Origin of the sequence: Microbacterium sp. M3, from assembly GCF_033548675.1 — a bacterium.
Taxonomy (GTDB): domain Bacteria; phylum Actinomycetota; class Actinomycetes; order Actinomycetales; family Microbacteriaceae; genus Microbacterium; species Microbacterium arthrosphaerae.
On sequence record NZ_JAWTZT010000005.1, the window covers coordinates 56,905 to 77,818 of the forward strand.

Sequence of the window (20,914 nt, forward strand, 5' to 3'; positions counted from 1 at the left end):
ATGGCGCGCATCGGGCGCCACCGAGAGGAGCACGTCTTGTCTGGTACCGGAACCTTCGCGTTCACCGTCCACCCCCGCGCCGTCCTGCGCGAGGACATGGCTCGCGTCTGGCGGCCGCTGGGACTCGTGCCCGAGGCCGTCTACGACACCGCGCTGCGACGTCTCCCCGTGCCGCCGGTCACCATGGCGGGCGTGCAGATCGGCGGCGAGCGCGTCGGCCACGTCGTGCTCGTGCCGTTCGGCGCGCGGCACCTGCTCACCGCCGTCGACGAGGGCCGCCGCCGCGTGAGCCGCGCGGTCGATCGCGCGGTCTCACTGGGCGCCGATGTCGTCGGGCTCGGCGCGCTCACCGCCACCGTCACGGCCGGCGGCGCCACCCTGCGCGAGCGCACTGACATCGCGGTGACCAACGGCAACGCCTTCACCGCGGCGATCGTCGAAGACCAGGTGCGGATGCTGCTCCCCCACGTCGCGGCGCGATCGGGTCGCCCGCACATCGCCATCGTGGGGGCGAGCGGCAGCGTGGGCACGGCGGTCACGAAGCTGCTGGCTCGCGACGCCGGCGACGTCCGCCTGACGCTCATCGCGCGCACGGCGCCGCGGGTGCGGACCCTCGCGGACGCCGTCGCGAACGACGTCGAGGTCGAGGTGGCACACACGATCGACGCAGTCCGCGATGCCGACCTCGTCGTGCTGCTGACGGCGTCGGCCGACACGCTCCTCGGCCCGGAGCACCTGGGCCGCGGTGCGATCGTGCTCGATGCGACGCAGCCCCGCAACACCGCGCCGACCCTCGCCGCGGCGCGGCCCGACGTCCTGCTGATCGACGGCGGCATCGTCACGATCCCGAGCCTGCGGCTCGTCGGCGGCGACATCGGGCTCCCCGACGGCCGCTCGTACGCGTGCTTCGCCGAGACGGCGGTGCTCGCGCTCACCGGTCACACCGGACACTTCTCGGTCGGCAACCCCACCCTCGAGCAGGTCGACGCGGTCCGCGAGCGCGCCGCGTCGCTGGGGCACCTGGGCTTCCGCGCCGCCGATCCCACCAGCTTCGGCCGGCCGGTCGCGCTCGAGTCGCGCACGGCGGTGCTCGCATGACCCGCGTCGTGATGCTCGGCGGCGGCTACGTGACACTGCACGCCTACGCCACGCTCGCCCGCCGCCGGGCCCGCGACCTGCGCAGCGGCGACCTCGAGATCATGGTGCTCTCGGCCGACACCGCGCACCGGTTCCACGGCTTCACCGGCGAGCTGGTCGCAGGGATGGTCGACCGCGACCGCCTCGCCACGCCGCTCGGCGAGGCGATGCCGCTCGCCCGCATCGTGACCGGACGCGCCGTGTCCATCGACCCCGTCGCGCAGTCGGTGTCGTATCGCGCCCCCGGGGAGGCGGCGGAGCAGACCGTGACCTACGACCACCTCGTGGTCGGCACGGGCGCCACCGAGCCGACGGCTGCGGTGGCAGGGCTCGGCGAGCTGGGCTTCACGCTCCGCGGGCCCGACGAGATCGCCGCGCTCGCAGATCATCTGGCCACCGTGCCGGGCTCTCCCGTGGTCGTCGCGGGCGGCGGCATCGCCGGCACCGAGCTCGCCGCCGCGATCGCCGACCGCGGTCATCCGGTGACCCTGGTGCACTCCGGAGTGCGCCTTATGCCCGAGTGGTCGGACCAGCCGCGGCTGGTGACGCACGCCGCGGCCGAGCTCGACCGGCTCGGCGTCCGGGTCGTGACCGGCCGGCGGCTCACCGAGGTCACGCCGACGGCCGCGATCCTCTCCGACGGCTCGTCGCTCCCGACCACGACCGTCGTCGCCGCGGTCGGGCAGCGCCCGGTCCGCATCGCGGGGCTCGACCCCTGGCGCGACGACCGCGGCCGGCTGCTCACTCAGCCGACGCTCGCGGTCCGGTACGGCGTGTGGGCGGCCGGCGACGGCGCGCGGGTCGAGCACCCCGTGACCGGCGAGCCGGTGCCCGCCAACGCCCTGTGGGCGATGAAGGGCGGCGACCACATCGGCCGCTCGATCGCGCGGCGGCTGAGCAGACGGTCACCGCGGCGCTTCACCTATCGCGGGCTCGGCCGGGCGGCATCCTTCGGTTTCGGCCGCGGCATCTCCGAGCTCTACGGCGTGCCGTTCACCGGTGCCGTGGCGTGGCTGCTGCGACTGGTGTTCTTCCTCCGGTTCATGCCCTCGCGCCGGCGGGCGGCGGGCGTCGTCGCCGATCTCGCACGCGTCGCGGCGACGCCGGCCGGAGGTCGCGGCATCCGCTCCTCGCAGCCGCTGCCCTCGATGCCCGCGCGCGTCCTCACGAGCGAGAGCGCCTGACGGCCGCGCGGCTCACGCCCAGCGGCGGCACCACTCGTACATGACGACGGCGGCCGCCGCGCCGGCGTTGATCGAGCGGGTCGACCCGTACTGCTCGATCTGGACGATTCCGGATGCCGCCGCCAGCGCCTCGGTCGACAGCCCGGGTCCTTCCTGGCCGAAGAGCAGCACGCACGCCTCGGGCAGGTCGGCGGCCGGCAGCGGCTGCGAGCCCGCGACGTTGTCGACGGCGATCACGGGCAGGGACGCGGCATCCGCCCACGCGACGAAGTCCGCGACGGTCTCGTGGTGGCGCACGTGCTGGTAGCGGTCGGTCACCATCGCGCCGCGGCGGTTCCACCGGCGCTTGCCGACGATGTGCACCTCGGCGGCGAGGAAGGCGTTGGCGCTGCGCACGATCGACCCGATGTTCATGTCGTGCTGCCAGTTCTCGATCGCGACGTGGAACCCGTGGCGGCGCGCGTCGAGGTCGGCGACGATGGCGTCCATGGTCCAGTACCGGTAGGCGTCGACGACGTTGCGGGCATCGCCCTGCGCCAGCAGCTCGCGGTCGTAGCGGGGATCGTCCGGCCAGTTCTCCGGCCCGCCCGGCCAGGGCCCGACACCCACGGGAAGGGTGGGCTCGCCGGGGTCGACAGCGGAAGGCTCGGGCGCGGTCACCGGGCAAGGCTATCCCGGGCGCGTACGGGCTCCGGATCTCCGGCTGCCTGCGCGCGGAGGCGCGGCACGTGCGGAATGGGCTGGTCGGGTCGAAATCGGGGCGCGTCGCAGACCATACTGGGAGGAATCGCGATCACCGGGGGGCCAGTTGTTCGACGACGACAAGCGTCAGCGCGCCATCGAAGCACTCGGGGTTCTGGACACCCCACCGGATGAACGCGTGGACCGCGTCGCCCGCCTCGCGCAGGAGATGTTCGGCGTGCCGATGGTGAGCGTCACCCTCATGGACCGCGACCGGCAATTCCGCAAGGCGCAGATCGGCCTCGGCGGCCGCGAGGCGCCGCGCGCGGATTCGTTCTGCGACGTGACGATCCGGCAGGAGGGCACCCTCGTCGTGGAGGATGCCGCGGCCGACGAGGCGTTCGCCGCGAACCCGTTCGTCATCGGCGACCCGCACCTGCGCTTCTACGCGGGCCACCCGCTGCAGGCGCCGGGCGGCGAGCAGGTCGGCACGCTGTGCATCGTCGACACCGAGCCCCGCACGCTCGATGCTCGGGAACGGTCGCTGCTGCGCGAGCTCGCACTCTGGGTGCAGACCGAGCTCATGGACGCCGACGAGCTCGACCACGCGTCGGTGATCCAGCGGGCGATGCTGCCCGCGCACACGCCCCACGTGCCCGGGTACACCCTCGCGGCGACGGCCACTCCGGCCGGCCATCTGCTGGGGGACGTGTACGACTGGCAGGTCGTCGGCGGGCGCCTCCGCGTCGCGCTGGCAGACGTGATGGGCAAGGGCGCGGGCCCGGCCATCATCGCCTCGGCGGTGCGCGCGTCGCTGCGCACCGCGCCGGAGCGCGAGCTGGCGCACGCGGTGAGCGAAGTCGATCGGATGCTGGTCGACGACGTCGGGGGGACCAACCTGTTCGTCACCGCCGTCGCGGCCGACATCGACATCGCGACCGGCCGCGTCGACTTCGTCGACGCCGGACACAGTCTCGCCTTCGTGCTGCGCGCCGGAGGCGCGTGGGAGCCGCTGCGCTCGACGGGCCTGCCGCTGGGCATGGGCTTCGACGACACGCGCACCGCGTCCGAGGCGCAGCTCGACCCCGGCGACGTCTTCATGATCTGCAGCGACGGGCTGCTCGACATCCTCGACGACGACCCCTTCGGTCACGTGCTCGGTGTGCTGCGCGAGCGCGGTCCGGAGGGTGCCGTGCACGAGGCGGCGCGGCTCGCCCGCGAGCGGCGCGCGCCCGACGACGTCTCGGTGCTCGTGGTGCGGAGGGACGCATGACCGCGCGGTTCGTGTGGATCCGCATCCTCGCGCTCCTCTCGGTGCTGCTGGGCCTGAACTACATCGTGTGGCGCTGGCTCGACTCGGTGAACTGGTCGGCGTGGTGGATCGCGGTGCCGCTCGTCATCGCCGAGACCTACAGCCTCATCGACACGTTCTTCTTCTCCCTCACGATGTGGCGGGCGAAGGAGCGACCGGCCCCGGTCTCGCCGCCCACCGGCACCGTCGACGTGCTGATCACCACGTACAACGAGCCCATCGACATGGTCATCGCGACCGCCCGGGCGGCCAAGCGCATCGCCTACCCTCACGAGACGTGGATCCTCGACGACGGCGCGCGGCCCGAGATGGCGGCGGCCGCCGCCGAGATCGGCGTGGGCTACGTGCGGCGCTCCGCCGATTGGGAGGGCAAGCCCCGGCACGCCAAAGCGGGCAATCTCAACAACGCCCTGATGAGCACCGACGGCGAGTTCCTGCTGATCCTCGACGCCGACCAGGTGCCCGACCCGCTCATCCTGCACCGCACGCTCGGCTACTTCGCCGACGACCCCGAGGTCGCGCTGGTGCAGACGCCGCAGTGGTTCGTCAACGTCGACGACGCCGACCCGCTCGGCAGCCAGGCGCCGCTGTTCTACGGGCCGATCCAGCAGGGCAAGGACGGCTGGAACGCCGCCTTCTTCTGCGGCTCCAACGCCGTGCTCCGCCGCGACGCGCTGATGCAGCTGGGGATCGTCGGCTACGTCCGCGACCTCGAGCAGTCGACCTCGCGGACGCTGCGCGCGTCGGAGTCGCTGCTCGCACGCGCCTCGCGCGACCGTGACGCCGACCCCGCCGTCCGGCAGCAGCTGCGGCTGCTGCGCACCGAGGTGGCACAGGCGCGGGACCGCCTCGACGCCGGCGACCCGATCGCCGACGTGACCTATCGCGTGCAGTCCGCGGTCGACACCGCATCGCGCGAGCTCGTGCGCGGCGATCTCGCCCGGGTGCGCGCCGACCTCGCGTCGATCGGCGAGCTGCCCGTGCAGCGCGACGTCGAGCTCGACGCGATCGTCATCGACGACGCCGGCCTGGATGCGCTGGCCGCCCGCGAGATGTCGCCGCTCGGCGCGGTGGAGTCGGTGTCGGGCCTGCTCGAGGCGCTGCGCGTCGACCGCCCCGGCGAGGCGCAGCCCGTGCAGCCGATGGCGACCATCTCGGTGACCGAAGACATGGCGACCGCCATGCAGCTGCACGCGCTCGGGTGGCGGAGCGTCTACCACCACGAGATCCTCGCGCGGGGCCTCGCGCCCGAAGACCTCCGCACGATGCTCACGCAGCGCCTGCGCTGGGCGCAGGGCACCCTCCAGGTGATGCTCCGCGACAATCCGCTGGCCAAGAAGGGCCTCTCGGCCGGCCAGCGGATGATGTACTTCGCGACGATGTGGAGCTACCTCTCGGGCTTCACCGCCGTGGTGTACCTGGCGGCGCCGGTGATCTACCTGGTCTTCGGCGTCATGCCCGTGACCGCGTGGAGCGTCGACTTCTTCGCGCGATTCCTGCCGTACTTCATCGTCAACCAGATCCTTTTCCTCGTCGTCGCCCGAGGGCTCAAGACGTGGCGGGGCCAGCAGTATTCGCTCGCCCTCTTCCCGGTGTGGATCAAGGCGTGCACGTCGGCGTTCTCGAACGTGGTGCTGAAGCGCCCGCTGGCCTTCGCGGTCACCAAGAAGGACGGCCGCGACGAGTCGGGGCCGCCGTGGCGCGAGATCTGGCCGCAGCTGACGGCGATGGTCGTCCTGGCAGTGGCCCTCGTCATCGGTCTCGCCCGGCTGGCGGTCGGCACCGCCGACGGCACCGGCACGCTCGTCAACACCGTCTGGGTCATCTACGACCTCGTCGTGCTGAGCGTCATCATCCAGGCCGCACTGTACCGAGGGCCCGTCCGGCCCGTCGTCCCCGAGCCCGAGGAGGCACCGTGAATCTGATCGTGACACCCGGCGAGAGCTACGCCGTGGTGCGTCCCGAGGGCCGCCTCACCGCGCCCGGCGTGCCGCGCCTGCGCAAGGCCGTCGACGAGCTCGTCGACGGCGGCAGCACCCGCATCGTCGTAGACCTCTCGGGAACCGAGTTCGTCGACTCGTCGGGGCTCGGTGCGCTCATCGGCGGGCTCAAGTCGGCCCGCCTCGCCGGCGGCGACCTGCGCATCGCGGCGGCGACCGAGCCGGTCCGCCGCGTGCTGAAGCTCACCAACCTCGACCGCGTGCTGCGCGAGCACCCGTCTCCCGAGTCGGCGTTCGATGGCGACTGAACCGGGCATCGCCATCGAGGCCGTCGCCGACGACTCGTTCATCGACCGCGTCCACGACGGACTCGACGAGCTCTTCCGCCGCACGCCCGGGGTCGGCGACGAGGACGCCATGCTGTTCAGGCTCGCCGTCAGCGAGGTGGCGACGAACGTGGTCGCCCACGCGTCTTCGCGCGAGCCGGTCCGCGTCACCGTCGAGCTCGACGCCGATGGCACGGCGCTGTCGGCCGTCTTCTCCGACACGGCCGAGCCCGCGCTCATCGACCTCGACGGCGTCTCGATGCCGGGCGAGGACGCCGAGTCGGGCCGGGGCCTCGCCATCGCCCTGGCCACGCTCGACGAGCTCATCCACGAGACAGAGCACGGCAACGTCTGGCGCCTCCGCCGCCTCCGCCACGACTCCTGACCCGCTCGCCGGCGGGTCGCTCGCCGGCGCGTCCCCGCTCGCGCCCCGCCCGTCGTCGGGGGGTCGCTCGCCGGCGCGTCCCCGCTCGCGCCTCGCCCGTCGTCGGGGGGACCGACTTCCGGAGCATGTCCCACTTTCGTTCCTAAGCGTCGCCGTTTGCGGTGGATTCTGGGACATCGGGTGCCGAAAGTGGGACATGACCGTCGAGCATGCCCCCAGGGAGCCGCGTCGGTAGGACGCTGTCCCAGGCGCCCGCTCTCGCGGCTCGCCGCGCGGCCCGCCCGTCGCCCGCGGGGCGCACCATCCGGAGCATGTCCCACTTTCGTTCGTAAGCGTCGCCGTTTGCGGTGGATTCTGGGACATCGGGTGCCGAAAGTGGGACATGACCGTCGAGCATGCCCCCAGGGAGCCGCGTCGGTAGGACGCTGTCCCAGGCGCCCGCTCTCGCGGCTCGCCGCGCGGCCCGCCCGTCGCCCGCGGGTCGCACCATCCGGAGCATGTCCCACTTTCGTTCGTAAGCGTCGCCGTTTGCGGTGGATTCTGGGACATCGGCCGCCGAAAGTGGGACATGACCGTCGAGCATGCCCCCAGGGAGCCAGGCGGGCAGGGCGCTGTCGGGTCGCTCTCGAGGCTTGCCGCGCGCTCCCTCCTCGTCGCCGACGGGGTCAGGACTGCGCGCGGCCCATCCACTTTTCGGTGAGCCGAAATACGGCTAGGGTTTCGGCATGCCGAAAACACTGGAGTCGACGGATGCCGCCACCGCCGCCCGTCGCCGGCCGACGCCTGCCCGGCTGGCGTGGCTGATCGGTCCGGCTCTCGTCGCCGGCGTCGCCTATCTCGACCCCGGGAACGTCGCGAGCAACATGACCGCGGGAGCGCGGTACGGCTATCTGCTCGTGTGGGTCGTCGTGCTCGGCAACGTCATGGCGTGGCTGATCCAGTACCTCTCGGCGAAGCTCGGCATCGTCACCGGGCGCAGCCTTCCCGAGACCCTGGGCACTCGCATCCGCCGCCCGTGGGCCCGCCGGGCCTACTGGCTGCAGGCCGAGCTCGTCGCGATGGCGACCGACATCGCCGAGGTCATCGGCGGCGCGGTCGCGCTCAACCTGCTGTTCGGCATCCCGCTGCTGTGGGGAGGCGTGATCACGGGCACCGTGTCGATCGCCCTGCTTCTCGTGCAGTCGCGCCGCGGCGCGCGCCCCTTCGAGTTCGTCGTGATCGGCCTGCTCGCCATCATCGCGATCGGCTTCTCCTTCGGCGTCTTCGTGGCGCCGCCCGACCCGGCGGGCGTGGTGGCCGGACTCGTCCCGCGCTTCGAGGGCACCGACTCGGTGCTGCTGGCCGCGTCGATCCTGGGTGCCACGATCATGCCGCACGCGATCTACGCGCACAGCGCGCTCGCGCGCGACCGCTTCGCGCCGACGCCCCGGTCGTCGAGCGCCCCCACCTCGCGGTCGTCGAGCGCCCCCACCCCCCGGTCGTCGAGCGAGCGAAGCGAGACGAAACGCCCCGAGCCCCCGACAACCGAGAGCGCCACCGACGCCGCCCCCCTGAACCCCGCCCGGTCGTTGAGCGAGCGAAGCGAGACGAAACGCCCCGAGCCGTCGACCGGCCCACTCTCCCGCACGCCCCTCGCGACGACGGATGCCTCGACCGGCGTCCCCGTCGACCTCTCGCTGGCCGAGCTGCGCGGCATCCCGACCCGGCGCCTCCTGCGCGCCACGAAGTGGGACGTCACGATCGCAATGCTGATCGCCGGCACGGTGAACCTCTGCATCCTGCTGCTCGCGGCGGCGAATCTCGCCGGGGTGCCCGGCACCGACTCGCTCGAGGGCGCGTACGCCGCCCTCTACGCCGGCCTCGGTCCGCTCGTGGCGACACTGTTCGCCGTCGGTCTGCTCGCGAGCGGCCTCGCGAGCACCTCGGTCGGCGCCTACGCCGGGGCCGAGATCATGCACGGCCTGCTGCACGTCCGCGTGCCGCTCCTCGCCCGGCGCCTCGTGACCCTGATCCCGGCGCTCGTCATCCTCGCCATCGGCTTCGATCCCACCGTCGCGCTCGTGCTCAGCCAGGTCGTGCTGTCGTTCGGCATCCCGTTCGCCCTCATCCCGCTGGTCGCGCTGACCGCGAAGCACGAGGTGCTCGGCGGCTACCGCAACCGCGTGTGGACGACGGTTGCGGGGGTCGCGGCATCCGTCTTCCTCATCGCTCTGAACGGCGTGCTGCTGTGGCTGGTGCTCACCGGCGCGTGAGGCCGCGCGGGTAGCCTGGAGCGGTGCCCTCCGCCGCGATCGACGACTACCTGAAGACGATCTACCACCACACCGAGTGGCAGGACGAGCGCATCACGCCGTCGCAGCTGGCCGGCGAGCTGGGCCTGGCGCCGTCGAGCGTCACCGAGATGGTGCAGAAGCTCGCCGCCCAGGGCCTCGTGACGCATCGGCCGTACGGCCCGATCGGCCTCACCGAGGCCGGCGAGCTGCGCGCCGCGGCGATCATCCGGCGTCACCGGCTGATCGAGACCTGGCTGGTCGGCGAGTTCGGCTACGCGTGGGACGAGGTGCACGACGAGGCCGAGGTGCTCGAGCACGCCATCAGCGACCGGCTGCTCGAGGGCATCGACGAGCGGCTCGGGCGGCCGCGCTTCGACCCGCACGGCGATGCCATCCCGGATGCCGCGGGCCGCGTCCACCGCGAGCCCTTCGTGCTGCTGGGCGCTGCTTCCCCGGGTCACGTCGGCCGCGTGCTGCGGGTGAGCGACCGCGACCCCGAGCTGCTCCGCGCCGTCGAGATCGCCGGCGTGGCGGTCGGGGCGACGGTGACGGTGACGGATGCCGCATCCCTGCGTCTGCTGCCGGGTGACGGCACGGACGGCCCCGAGGTCGTGCTGCCCGGCGCTGCCGCCGGCGCCGTCTGGCTCACCGCCTGACCTCGCCGCCCGGGCGGCGCTGCGTCCCGACGCCGGCGCTCCGGCCCGCCCCGGGCGCGCCAACCTCCGGCCCCGTCCGACCCACCCCGGCCAGCCCGGCGCGCCCCGTCCAGCCCGGCCCACCCCCGCTCACCCCGCCACTCGCCAAGACACGCCGTACGGTCGTGGGGTGCGACGGCGTGTCTTGGCGACTCGACAGAGGCCCGCCCGGCCCAGCGGGGCAGTGGGGCGGTCGCCGGCCTCCCCCGACCGGGCGCCTCGGCGGGCTGGCTCGCGAGCTGGCCAGCCCGTCCGGCCGGTCCCGCTCACCCCGCCACTCGCCAAGACACGCCGTACGGTCGTGGGGTGCGACGGCGTGTCTTGGCGACTCGACAGAGGCCCGCCCGGCCCAGCGGGGCAGTGGGGCGGTCGCCGGCCTCCCCCGACCGGGCGCCTCGGCGGGCTGGCTCGCGAGCTGGCCAGCCCGTCCGGCCGGTCCCGCTCACCCCGCCACTCGCCAAGACACGCCGAACGGTCGTGGGGCGCGACGGCGTGTCTTGGCGACTCGACAGAGGCCCGCCCGGCCCAGCGGGGCAGTGGGGCGGTCGCCGGCCTCCCCCGACCGGGCGCCTCGGCGGGCTGGCTCGCGAGCTGGCCAGCCCGTCCGGCCGGTCCCGCTCACCCCGCCACTCGCCAAGACACGCCGAACGGTCGTGGGGCGCGACGGCGTGTCTTGGCGACTCGACAGAGGCCCGCCCGGCCCGGCGTGTCGGGCGACCGACCGGGTCCTTCGCAGACGAGCCCGGCACGGCCGGCCGCGCCGTGCGGCTCACCGCATGACGCCGGCGGTCAGGCTGCGGAGCGGCCCGCGCCGCGCGCGGCGACGTCGATCGGCCAGTGCACATTGGTGGCCGCCTCCGCGACATCCCACAGGCGGGCGCCGACCACGGGATCGCGCGTGATCTTGGCGGCGGTCTGGCGGCGCGGCGCGCCCCTCGAGCCGGTGCGCGGGCCCCAGAACTCGCCGCCCTCGATGTCGGGATCGGTCAGCGCGCGCACCAGCGGCCATGCGCCGTGCTCCTTGGACTGCGCGATCGCCGCCTGCAGATTGTCGCGGAACCGCTTCGCGCGCGACGGCTCATTGACGCCGGCGATGCCCGGCGTGCGGCCTCCGGTCGAATAGCCGGGGTGTGCGACGACGCTCGCGACCGGCACCTCCGCCTCGCGCAGGCGCCGGTCGGCCTCGAAGCCGAGCGCGGCGGTGGCGATCTTCGACTGCACGTACGCACGCCACGCCGAATACCCCTCGGCCAGCTGCGGATCGACCGGGTCGTACGGTGTGAGCGAGGCCGACATGCTCCCCACCCACACCATGCGGCCCTCCGCGGCGGCGAGCGCGGTGAGCAGCTCGCCGGCGAGCGCGAAGTGGCCGAGCGCGTTGGTGGCGAACACGACCTCGTGCCCGTCGATCGTCGTCTCGCGCACCTTCGGCGCGTGCACGATCCCGGCGTTCAGCAGGACGCCGTCGAGGGCGCCCCGCCCCCGCACGCTGGCCGCCGCCGAGCGGACCGATCCGAGGTTCGAGGTATCGAGGATGAGCGGCTCGGTCGCGTCGGTGGCGGCATCCGGAATCCTCCGCCGAATGGCGGCACGCGCCGCCGACAGCCGATTCGGATGCCGCGCCGACATGATCACGCGCGCCCCCGCACGAACCAGCTGCTCAGACGCGAAGTACCCGAGACCGGCGTTCGAGCCCGTCACGAGGTAGACCCGACCGCTCAGGTCGGGAAGGCTGCGGGGGTCCCACGTCACGGCTTCGACCCTACGCCTGCCCCGCACCTAGTCTGGACGCATGCGCACGCGCTCCGACATCGAATGCTGGCTCACCGACATGGACGGCGTGCTGGTGCACGAGAACACGCCGATCCCGGGCGCGTCCGCGCTGCTGCAGCAGTGGCGGGATCAGGGCGTGCCCTTCCTCGTGCTCACCAACAACTCGATCTTCACGCCGCGCGATCTGTCGGCGCGGCTGCGCGCGTCGGGCCTGATCGTGCCGGAGGAGTCGATCTGGACGTCGGCGCTCGCCACGGCCGACTTCCTCAAGTCGCAGATGCCCGGCGGCTCGGCATTCGTGATCGGCGAGGCCGGCCTGACCACGGCCCTCCACGAGGCCGGCTTCATCATGACCGAGACCGACCCCGACTACGTCGTCGTGGGCGAGACCCGAAACTACTCGTTCGAGGCGATCACCAAGGCGATCCGGTTCATCGGCGCCGGCGCACGCTTCATCGCGACCAACCCCGACGCGACCGGCCCGTCCACCGAGGGCGTGCTGCCGGCGACCGGCGCCATCTCGGCGCTCATCACGAAGGCCACCGGCATGGAGCCCTACGTCGTAGGCAAACCGAACCCGATGATGTTCCGCTCTGCGATGAACCGACTCGGCGCGCACTCCGAGAACACCGGCATGATCGGCGACCGCATGGACACCGACGTCGTCGCCGGCATCGAGGCGGGCCTGCACACGGTGCTCGTGCTCACGGGCATCAGCGACGCCGCAGAGATCGCCCGCTACCCGTTCCGCCCCGACGAGGTGCTCGAGTCGGTCGCCGACCTCCTCGACGCCGAGCCCGTCGAGTCCGAGGACGTCGAGATCCTCTAGCCGCCGGCATCCGCGCCGCTCCGCCCTCGTCCGTTTCGGTGCCGGGCCTGTTCCCGGTCCGGGCCTGTTCCCGGTCGAGGCGGGCCGAGACGAGGGCGCGGGCCGAAACGAGGAGCCCAACGGCCCGGGCACCCCTCGCCCCGGCACATCCCCTCGGCCGGGCACGCGCCGCCAGGGCCTCGACGCACGGGGGTGGGCGGCTTCGCCGGGGCCGGAAGCCGTGCAGGGAGGCAGGTCGTGGCCCCGGGCTGCTAAGGAGCGGACGGATGCCTCGGCCCGAGGCATCCGTCACCGCGGCACGTGCGAGTGCCGAGACGAGGGCGCGAGCCGAAACGAGGGGCCCAACGGCCCGGGCGCCCCTCGCCCCGGCACATCCCCTCGCCTGGGCACGGCCACCGCGGCGTCGGACGCACCCGGTAGGGTCGCGTCCATGGGTGCGCTCGACGACGGGGAACGCGTGGAAGTGACGGATGCCGCGGCCTGGCGCGCGTGGCTGGCCGACAACCATCGCACCTCGAAGGGCGCATGGCTGGTGCGGGCGCGACCGGGTTCGGGGCTCGAGTTCGTCGGCTACGAGGATGCGATCCTGCAGGCCCTCTGCTTCGGATGGATCGACGGGCCGGTGCGCTCGTTCGACGAGCAGCGCGGTGGACTGTGGTTCGCGCCGCGTCGGCCCTCGAGCGGATGGGCTGCGACCAATAAGGCCCGGGTGGCACGACTCGAGGCCGAGGGTCTGCTCGCCGAGGCCGGCATCCGTGCCATCGAGCTGGCGAAGGAGAACGGGTCGTGGTCGGTGCTCGACAACGCCGAGGCGCTGCGCGAACCCGATGACTTCGCGGCGGCGCTCGACGCCACGCCGGCCGCACGCGCGGCGTGGGATGGGTTCCCGCCGTCGACCCGCAAGCTTGGCATCAGCACCGTCGACATGGCGCGACGGCCAGAGACGCGGGCCGCGCGCATCGCGAAGCTCGTCGCCGACGCCGCGGAAGGGAAGCGCCCGTGATCTCCGAGACCGAGCAGACGCTGCTCCTGCTGACGAGCTTCGTGATCGGCCTCGGCACGCTCACGGTCATCATCTGGCAGTGGTGGCGCCGCCGCGACAAGCGCGACGACTGACGGGCGCGCACCGTTGCGAGCGACCGCCGTTGCCGGCGCAGGCGCGGCGCGGCGCGCCGCCACAACGTCGGAGATCACCACGCCCTCGGACGCGCGGCGCCGGATCAGCCCGACCTAGGCGCGATCTCCGACATCGTGGCGATGCGTTCCACCGGCCGGCTCACCACCAGGTCGGAGATCACCACAGGCTCGGACCCATACGGTTGAATCACCCCGACACACGCGCGATCTCCGACGTTGTGGAGAAAGCAGCCCGCCATCGGCTCAGCTCACCACCAGGTCGGAGATCACCACAGGCTCGGACCCTCCCGGCCTGATCGCCCCGACCGAGGCGCGATCTCCGACGTTGTGGCGACGGCATCCCGACTCGCTCCGCACGACGAACTCGCCACAAGGTCGGAGATCGCCACAGGCTCGGACCCACGCGGCCAGATCACCCCGACCCCCGCGGGATCTCCGACCTTGTGGCGAAAGGGGCTACTGCGGGTCGAGGCCGAGGTCGTCGAGGTCGATCGCTGCGAGCCACTGCAAACCCTCGGCCTCGACGGCCGCCTGGGCGCCGGTCTTGCGGTCCACGATGACGGCGACCGCGACGGGCTCGGCGCCCTCGCGGCGCAGCGCCTCGACCGCCTTCAGTGCCGACTGGCCGGTGGTCGAGGTGTCTTCGACGACGACGACACGCTTGCCCGCGACATCCGCTCCCTCCACCTGGCGGCCGCGGCCGTGGTCCTTGGGCTCCTTGCGCACGACGAACGCGTCGAGCGGCTTGTGGGTGCGCGCGGACTCGTGCATGACGGCGTTCGCGATGGGGTCGGCGCCGAGCGTGAGCCCGCCGACGGCGACGATGCCGTCGACGTCGCGGATGAGGTCGAGCATGATGCGACCGATCGACGGCGCGGCACGGTGGTCGAGCGTGAGCTTGCGCATGTCGACGTAGTACGTCGCCTTCTTGCCGCTGGAGAGGGTGAAGTCCCCATGGAAGACCGCCTCGTCCTGGATCAGCGCGATCAGGTACTGGCGGTCGGCTTCGAGGTCGGGCGTGGAGGCGGCGGTCATGGGGTCGATCTTACGGAAGCCGCGGCGAGCGCACGGAGCTCGGAGTGACCGCCACCCCCTGCGCCACGCCGAGCGCACGGAGCTCAGAGTGACCGCCACCCCGCTGCGCCACGCCGAGCGCACGGAGCTCGGAGCGGCGAGGTGGAGCAGCCGGTCCCACTGCGGAGCGACGGGCGGCGGGCTCGAGCAGCTCGCCGCGCGGGGGGGAGCGACCCGCGCCGGGACGCCGGGCACCCCGGGCGCCGCGCGCACCGGCGGCGCCGGGACCGCCCGGGTCGAGCAGCCGGTCCCGCCCCACAGCGACGTACTGGGCAGCCCGGCCCGCGCGCCGGCGGCAGCAACCCCACGGAGCCGGGGCGAATCGCCCCGGCTCCGCAAGAACAGCTCAGAGCAGGATCAGAGCTGCGCGCCGAACTCCGCGTAGATCCAGTCGAGGTCGTCGGCGCGGTCGATGCGGTAGACGCCGCCCGTGCCGCCGCACGCGCTGTTCAGGCCGTACGAGGTGGCGCCGGCGATGACGTTCGAGTCGCCGATGAAGTTGGGGCCGCCCGAGTCGCCCGAGCAGGTGCCGCCCGTGTGGGTGTTGTTCGACAGCAGCAGCGAGTAGTCGCCGGCGAGACCGCCGTTGATCTGGGTCAGCTTCGGAGTCGCGACCATCCGGGTGCGCAGGGCCTGGTCCTTCCAGGACGCCGCGTCGGGGAAGCTCTTCTGCAGGCCGTAGCCCACCGCCGTGAACCAGGCATCCTTCTTGGTGCTCTTCGCGTACGCATCCAGCTGGTTCACGGTCGGCAGCGCGCCGTACTCGTCGACGATCACCGGCTCGTCGAGCACGACCATGCCGAGGTCGTGCAGGTAGAACGCAGCGTCGTCGTACTCCGGGTGCACGAACGGCGTGCCGCCCACCTGCCCCATGTCGATCTCGGGGTAGCCGTAGAGGTCGTCGTCGGCCTCGAGGTCGCTCTGGAACCAGATCTCGACGTCGTCGGCACCGTAGGTGCAGTGCCCCGCCGTCAGGTAGAGCGTGGACGAGATGAGCGTGCCGCTGCACCGCCACTGGGGCTCACCGTCGATGTAGGCGACCATGATTCCGACGTTGGGGTGGCCCTCGCCGTCGAGGGCTCCGTCGGTGATGGCCTGTGCGGGCGATGCGGTGGACAGGAACAGCAGTGCCGCCGCGGTGGCGGCGAGAGCGAGCGCGGGTGTGCGCATGCCATACCCCTTCCCTGGGTTGCGGACGAGCATGCCATCGGCGTCCGACCCCGACAAGGGTGAGGATGCGCGTCGGCGGCCCCGAATAGGCTGGAGCCCATGCGCTTGGCCACCTGGAACGTCAACTCGATCCGCGCGCGGGTCGACCGCATCGTCGACTTCGCGGTGCGCGAGCACATCGACGTGCTCGCGATGCAGGAGATCAAGTGCAAGACCGAGCAGTTCCCGTTCGACCGGTTCGAAGCGGCCGGCTACCACGTCGAGGCGTACGGGTTCTCGCAGTGGAACGGCGTCGCCATCGCCAGCCGCGAGCCCCTCGAGAACGTGCGCACCGCGTTCCCCGGCATGCCCGGTTTCGAGAAGGGACACAACGGACCGGATGCCCCGCAGGAGGCGCGCGCGATCGGCGCGACCATCGGCGGGGTCGAGGTGTGGAGCCTCTACGTTCCCAACGGCCGGTCGCTCGGCGACCCGCACTACTTCTACAAGCTGGACTGGCTCGCCGCGCTCGAGCAGTACACGCGCGCCTCGCTCGCTGCGAACCCCGACCTGCCGCTCGCGCTGGTCGGCGACTTCAACATCGCGCCGACGGATGCCGACAACGGCGACCCCGTCGTCGTCCCGGGGTTCTCGACCCACGTGTCGCCGCCGGAGCGCGAGGCGTTCGCGGCGCTGGAGGCTGCCGGCACGCAGGACGTCGTGCGGCCGCTGATCCCGACCGGCTACACCTACTGGGACTACAAGCGCCTGAAGTTCCCCCGCAACGAGGGCATGCGCATCGACTTCATCCTCGGCTCGCACGCCGTCGCAGAAGCGGTCACCGGCGCGAAGATCCACCGCGACGAGCGCAAGGGCGAGGCTCCGAGCGACCACGTCCCGGTCGTGGTCGACCTCGACCTCGAGGGCCCGGACGACGACGATCGCCCGATGATCTTCTGACGCCGACTGCTCGGTCGCGGCGCCGGCGCGGCGCCGCACCCCTCGCGGCCGCACCGCTGCCACCACCTCATGGGCGCCGACCGCGCGGGCGACCGCCGCACGGGCGCCGACCGCGCGGGCGCCGACCGCACGGGCGACCGCCGCACGGGCTGCGGGCGCAGGCGCAGGGCGCCGGCATCCCGCGCAGTCCGGAGCTCCGGTCAATCTGCGGGCGCAGGCACCTGGCGCCGGCATCCCGAACAGTCCGAAGCTCCGGTCAGCCGGCGGGCGTGGAGTCGTGGACGCAGCCGGGCGGCTCGGAGTTGCCGCTGATGGCGAAGTCCTCGCAGGTGAGGAAGAGCTGCTGGTTGAGCCCGAGCACGAACGAGGCGATCGCGATGCCGAGCACCACCAGGGCGACCAGCCACTTCGTGCGCGCGCGTGTGCTGGTGGCCAGATCGGGCCAGACCACGCCCACCAGCACCCAGAGCGTGAACGGGATGCCGAGCAGCACCGCCGCGAGCGCGGCGAGGTCGACGATCAACGCCCCGATGTCGGTCGTCTCGTCGGCGGTGACGAACTGCAGCACCAGCCACACCGACGGCAGCAGCAGGACGAAGGCGCGTGCGAGTCGGCCACCGACGGGGCGACGCTCGACGAGCACGAAGACGAAGGCCGCGGTCGACGCGGCCCAGAGCGCAAGGACGTCGTCGAAGAAGATCTCGCCCCACGCGCCCAGGGTGAAGGCGGGCCACCACGAGACGGCGACCATGCCGACCATCACGACGCCCAGCGGCAGCGACCGCCGACGCGGGTCGGAAGCGGGAACGGACTCGCTCACGAGCGGCACGCTATCGTCGTCGGCGGGGCGTCCCCACGCGCCGCTCGGACGAACCCGGAAAAATCCTCGGCCTCCGCGTCATGATTCCGATTCGCCGGCGTCTTGCATCGTGAACCCCCCGTTCTGCGTGCCGGACCGGAGCCCTCACCAGGGGTTTCCCAGCACGCATCGCTAGCCTGGCGCGGATCTGCCGCGCCGCCCGACCCCCCGAAGCGCCGTCCGGCGAGGAGACAACGTGACCACCCCCCACAGCGCCGTCGTCGACGGCCCGCTGCCGCGCTCCGACGAGGATCTCGTCGCCGCTGCGCGCGCGGGGGACGACGCCGCGTACGCGGTGCTGTGGGAGCGACACGTCGCGAGCGCCCGCAACGCGGCTCGGGCGGTGAGCCCGAACGTCGACCCGGACGACATCGTGTCGGAGGCGTTCACCTCGATCCTCTCCGCGATCCGCAAGGGCGGCGGACCCCAGGACGGGTTCCGCCCCTACCTCTTCGCCGCCGTGCGCAACGTGGCCGCCTCCTGGGGCCGCCGCGCCGCCGAGACGCCGCTCGACGACCTCGACGAGCGCGCCGCCGACTCGGCCGCCGAGTTCGCCGAGCTCGTCGCCGACCGGTCGGTGCTCGCGCAGGCGTTCCGCGAGCTTCCCGCGCGCTGGCGGACGCTGCTCTGGTACATCGAGGTCGAGGGGATGAAGCCCCGCGAGGTCGCGCCGCTGCTCGGCATGACCCCCAACGCGGTGTCGGCTCTCGTCTACCGGGCGCGCGAGGGCTTCAAGCAGGCGTGGCTGCAGGCGCACATCAGCGACCCGGCGCGACCGGCCGAGTGCCGCTGGGTGTGCGAGCTGCTCGTGGCGAGCGAGAAGAAGCCGGTGCGCCGCGGCGATCGGCGCCGCCTCGACGCGCACCTGCGCGACTGTCAGGCGTGCCGCATCGTGGCCGCCGACATCGAGCACGTCTCGCAGAAGCTCCGGATGGTGCTTCTGCCCCTTGTTCTCGGCGGGGCTGGGGCCCTCGCCTATGTCACCGATGCCACCCCGGCCGTGGCAGCGGTGGTCGCCGGACCGCCCACCGGGGGTGGCGGGGCGTCCGGCTCCGGGGGAGCAGGCGCATGGGGCGCCTCGGGCGGAGGTGGGGGGGGGGGGGGGGGNATGTCACCGATGCCACCCCGGCCGTGGCAGCGGTGGTCGCCGGACCGCCCACCGGGGGTGGCGGGGCGTCCGGCTCCGGGGGAGCAGGCGCATGGGGCGCCTCGGGCGGAGGTGCCGGCGCGGGGGGCGCCGGCACCACTGTCCTCCCCGTCACGGGGATCGCGGTGGGGATCGGCGTGACGGCCGCCGTCGTCGCCGGCGCGGTCGTGTTCGCGGTCGCGCCCTGGTCTGCGCCGGCAGACGGCACTGCGACGGCCGCGCATGCTCCGGCGGGGCAGGATGCCGCGGCCGACGCCACCGACACCGCAGACGCCCCCGAGGCCGAGCCCGCCGACGCGGCGACCGACCCCGTGATCGCCGACGCGCCGTCGACGGGACCCGCGCCGGACGGAGTCCGCGAGCCGCTCGCGGCCCCGGACACCCTGCCCGCGCCCCGACCAGGTACCGCGCCGACCCCGGCTCCCGGCCCGGCCCCGACCCCTGCTCCCACGCCGACGCCGGGCCCGAAACCGACGCCGACCCCCGAGCCGACGCCGACCCCGACTCCGACTCCGCCACCGCCCGCGCAGACCGCGACGCCGGTGCTGGCCGACCCGGCCGACCTCGGCGCAGCCGTCCCGGCGCCTCTCGCAGGCACCGGCGTGGCGGGTGCGGCCGTGTCGCTCCTGGACGAAGCCGGCACCACGCTCGCGACGACGACCGCCGACGCCGACGGCCGGTTCTCGGCGACGATCCCCGGCGACCTGCTGCACGCCGGCATGACCGTGCGCGCCGTGCAGACCGCCGCCGGGCTGCGCGCGTCCGAACCGAGCGCGGCGGTCGGTCCGTTCGTGCTCCCGACGCCGACCGTCACCGGCGCGACCGGATCGCTCGACGCGCCCCTCCAGGACGCCGACTTCGACGGCCGCGACGACGACCTGTATCTCCTCCTCAGCGGTCAGCGCGGGCAGACGGTCGCGGTCTCGGTCGACGGCGCCTGGACCGGCAACCTCCACACCCTCACCGGGCAGCCGCTGCAGCGGGTCGTGTACGACATGGCGCCCGGCGACCACGTCATCGGCATCCGCTGCGTCGACCCGGCTTCGGGCCGCGAGGGCCGAGTCTCCTTCGTCACCATCCGCGCGCTCCCCCGCTGACCCGGCCGGCGCACGACCCCGCCTCACCCCCGCTCGTCTCGGCCCGGCCGATCAAGCCGGGCCTCCGGTGGTTGAGCGCCCTTCGATACGCTCCTTCGTCGCTACTCAGCAACCGCTCCGCGAGACGAAACGCCCAAGCCCGGCGCAGACCTCAAGCCCGACGCGTTTCGTCTCGGTCGCTGCGCTCCCTCGCTCAACGACCGGGGTCAGGAGCCGCGTACGGCGCCCGGGCACCGCGGCCGGTCGCCGCACCACCCGCACCACCCACCCGCAGAGCGCCGAACACACCCCCAGCCCGGGGCCGCGGCATCCGCTCGTCCTTCACTCCTCGACGGTGCCGGTCGCGGGGGTGCCGTCGGCGGGGCCGTAGCGCAGCTGCACGACGCCGCGGGGCCCGGTCAGGGCCGGCTCGAGCAGCGTCATGTTCGCCGGCGTCGCCCCGTCGGGGAACACCTTCTTGCCCTGGCCGAGCACCACGGGGTACACCCACAGCGTCAGCACGTCGAACAGCCGCTCGCGCAGCAGGGTCTGCACGAGGTCGACGCTGCCGATGACGTGGATGTCGTCGTGCCGTTCGCGCAGCGCGCCGACCTCCGCATCGACGTCGGCGCCCAGCCGGGTCGTGCCCTCCCAGCCGGGAGCGAGGTCGCCCCGCGAGACGACGTACTTCGGCACGCGGTTGAAGACCTCGGCGATGCGGCCGTCCTGGTGGGGCCAGTAGGCGGCGAAGATGTCGTAGGTGCGGCGCCCGAGCAGCAGCGCATCGAGCTCGGAGATGCCCTGCCAGACCGCCGCGCCGATCGCCTCGTCGGGAAAGGGCGCCTGCCAGCCCCCGTACGGAAACCCGCCCGACGGGTCTTCGTCGGGGCCTCCGGGCGCCTGCGCGACGCCGTCGAGAGTGGTGAACAGGTCGATGAAGATGCGACCGGTCATTGTCGTGTCCTTTCGTCCGGGCG

Annotated in this window: 19 protein-coding genes; 13 read left to right on the forward strand and 6 right to left on the reverse strand. The window is 73.1% G+C overall.

What is annotated here, in order from left to right:
* Positions 1-36 precede the first annotated feature (36 nt).
* Entirely contained in the window at positions 37-1,098 is a 1,062-nt protein-coding gene (locus tag R8Z57_RS14790; RefSeq protein WP_318354546.1) for a semialdehyde dehydrogenase, read from the forward strand.
* A complete protein-coding gene (locus tag R8Z57_RS14795) occupies positions 1,095-2,321 on the forward strand; it encodes an NAD(P)/FAD-dependent oxidoreductase (RefSeq protein ID WP_318354547.1) in 1,227 nt (408 codons plus the stop codon). The genes R8Z57_RS14790 and R8Z57_RS14795 overlap by 4 nt, the downstream gene beginning before the upstream one ends.
* A 12-nt stretch (positions 2,322-2,333) precedes the next feature.
* On the opposite strand, the gene R8Z57_RS14800 is transcribed toward R8Z57_RS14795, so the two are convergent.
* The gene (locus tag R8Z57_RS14800; RefSeq protein WP_318354548.1) at positions 2,334-2,981 is read right to left on the reverse strand and encodes an RNA methyltransferase; all 648 of its coding nucleotides are present in this window, start codon (positions 2,979-2,981) and stop codon (positions 2,334-2,336) included.
* Here R8Z57_RS14800 and R8Z57_RS14805 point away from each other — a divergent pair.
* The 6 genes from R8Z57_RS14805 (at position 2,938) to R8Z57_RS14830 (ending at position 9,894) form a co-directional block, all read left to right on the forward strand.
* Positions 2,938-4,275 carry a GAF domain-containing SpoIIE family protein phosphatase gene (locus tag R8Z57_RS14805; protein ID WP_318354549.1) on the forward strand — a complete coding sequence of 446 codons (1,338 nt, stop codon included), beginning with the start codon at positions 2,938-2,940 and terminating at the stop codon, positions 4,273-4,275. The two genes, R8Z57_RS14800 and R8Z57_RS14805, sit on opposite strands and share 44 nt — an antisense overlap.
* A complete protein-coding gene (locus R8Z57_RS14810) occupies positions 4,272-6,233 on the forward strand; it encodes a glycosyltransferase family 2 protein (protein WP_318354550.1) in 1,962 nt (653 codons plus the stop codon). Before R8Z57_RS14805 ends, R8Z57_RS14810 begins: the two co-directional genes overlap by 4 nt.
* Positions 6,230-6,562 carry an STAS domain-containing protein gene (locus R8Z57_RS14815; protein WP_318354551.1) on the forward strand — a complete coding sequence of 111 codons (333 nt, stop codon included), beginning with the start codon at positions 6,230-6,232 and terminating at the stop codon, positions 6,560-6,562. The genes R8Z57_RS14810 and R8Z57_RS14815 overlap by 4 nt, the downstream gene beginning before the upstream one ends.
* Entirely contained in the window at positions 6,552-6,965 is a 414-nt protein-coding gene (locus R8Z57_RS14820; RefSeq protein ID WP_318354552.1) for an ATP-binding protein, read from the forward strand. Before R8Z57_RS14815 ends, R8Z57_RS14820 begins: the two co-directional genes overlap by 11 nt.
* A 725-nt stretch (positions 6,966-7,690) precedes the next feature.
* Positions 7,691-9,217 carry an Nramp family divalent metal transporter gene (locus tag R8Z57_RS14825; RefSeq protein WP_318354553.1) on the forward strand — a complete coding sequence of 509 codons (1,527 nt, stop codon included), beginning with the start codon at positions 7,691-7,693 and terminating at the stop codon, positions 9,215-9,217.
* 23 nt (positions 9,218-9,240) lie between these two features.
* Complete coding sequence (locus R8Z57_RS14830) at positions 9,241-9,894, forward strand: metal-dependent transcriptional regulator (protein WP_318354554.1); 654 nt, start codon at positions 9,241-9,243, stop codon at positions 9,892-9,894.
* 828 nt (positions 9,895-10,722) lie between these two features.
* On the opposite strand, the gene R8Z57_RS14835 is transcribed toward R8Z57_RS14830, so the two are convergent.
* Entirely contained in the window at positions 10,723-11,685 is a 963-nt protein-coding gene (locus tag R8Z57_RS14835; RefSeq protein ID WP_318354555.1) for an SDR family NAD(P)-dependent oxidoreductase, read from the reverse strand.
* Between the two features lie 40 nt (positions 11,686-11,725).
* Here R8Z57_RS14835 and R8Z57_RS14840 point away from each other — a divergent pair, with 40 nt between their 5' ends.
* Together R8Z57_RS14840 and R8Z57_RS14845 are read left to right on the forward strand one after the other, a co-directional pair.
* Positions 11,726-12,535: an HAD-IIA family hydrolase gene (locus R8Z57_RS14840; protein WP_318354556.1), complete on the forward strand. Its 810-nt coding sequence runs from the start codon at positions 11,726-11,728 to the stop codon at positions 12,533-12,535.
* Positions 12,536-12,965: 430 nt separating this feature from the next.
* Positions 12,966-13,538, forward strand: a complete 573-nt coding sequence (locus tag R8Z57_RS14845; RefSeq protein WP_318354557.1) for a YdeI/OmpD-associated family protein — start codon at positions 12,966-12,968, stop codon at positions 13,536-13,538.
* Between the two features lie 590 nt (positions 13,539-14,128).
* Here R8Z57_RS14845 and pyrE read toward each other — a convergent pair.
* Together pyrE and R8Z57_RS14855 are read right to left on the reverse strand one after the other, a co-directional pair.
* Positions 14,129-14,707, reverse strand: coding sequence for an orotate phosphoribosyltransferase (pyrE, locus tag R8Z57_RS14850; protein WP_318354558.1), 579 nt, complete (start codon positions 14,705-14,707; stop codon positions 14,129-14,131).
* A 396-nt stretch (positions 14,708-15,103) separates the two neighbouring features.
* On the reverse strand, positions 15,104-15,916 hold the full coding sequence (locus tag R8Z57_RS14855) for a trypsin-like serine protease (protein ID WP_318354559.1): 813 nt from the start codon (positions 15,914-15,916) through the stop codon (positions 15,104-15,106).
* Positions 15,917-16,015: 99 nt separating this feature from the next.
* Between R8Z57_RS14855 and R8Z57_RS14860 the strand changes: the two genes are divergently transcribed.
* Positions 16,016-16,855 carry an exodeoxyribonuclease III gene (locus R8Z57_RS14860; RefSeq protein WP_318354560.1) on the forward strand — a complete coding sequence of 280 codons (840 nt, stop codon included), beginning with the start codon at positions 16,016-16,018 and terminating at the stop codon, positions 16,853-16,855.
* A 256-nt stretch (positions 16,856-17,111) separates the two neighbouring features.
* Here R8Z57_RS14860 and R8Z57_RS14865 read toward each other — a convergent pair whose 3' ends face one another.
* Positions 17,112-17,675, reverse strand: coding sequence for a hypothetical protein (locus tag R8Z57_RS14865; RefSeq protein WP_318354561.1), 564 nt, complete (start codon positions 17,673-17,675; stop codon positions 17,112-17,114).
* Positions 17,676-17,910: 235 nt separating this feature from the next.
* On the opposite strand from R8Z57_RS14865, the gene R8Z57_RS14870 reads away from it, so the two are divergent.
* On the forward strand, positions 17,911-19,002 hold the full coding sequence (locus R8Z57_RS14870; RefSeq protein ID WP_318354562.1) for a sigma-70 family RNA polymerase sigma factor: 1,092 nt from the start codon (positions 17,911-17,913) through the stop codon (positions 19,000-19,002).
* A complete protein-coding gene (locus tag R8Z57_RS14875; protein ID WP_318354563.1) occupies positions 18,999-19,958 on the forward strand; it encodes an Ig-like domain-containing protein in 960 nt (319 codons plus the stop codon). The genes R8Z57_RS14870 and R8Z57_RS14875 overlap by 4 nt, the downstream gene beginning before the upstream one ends.
* Positions 19,959-20,279: 321 nt before the next feature.
* On the opposite strand, the gene R8Z57_RS14880 is transcribed toward R8Z57_RS14875, so the two are convergent.
* A complete protein-coding gene (locus tag R8Z57_RS14880) occupies positions 20,280-20,891 on the reverse strand; it encodes a dihydrofolate reductase family protein (RefSeq protein WP_318354564.1) in 612 nt (203 codons plus the stop codon).
* Between the last annotated feature and the right edge of the window lie 23 nt (positions 20,892-20,914).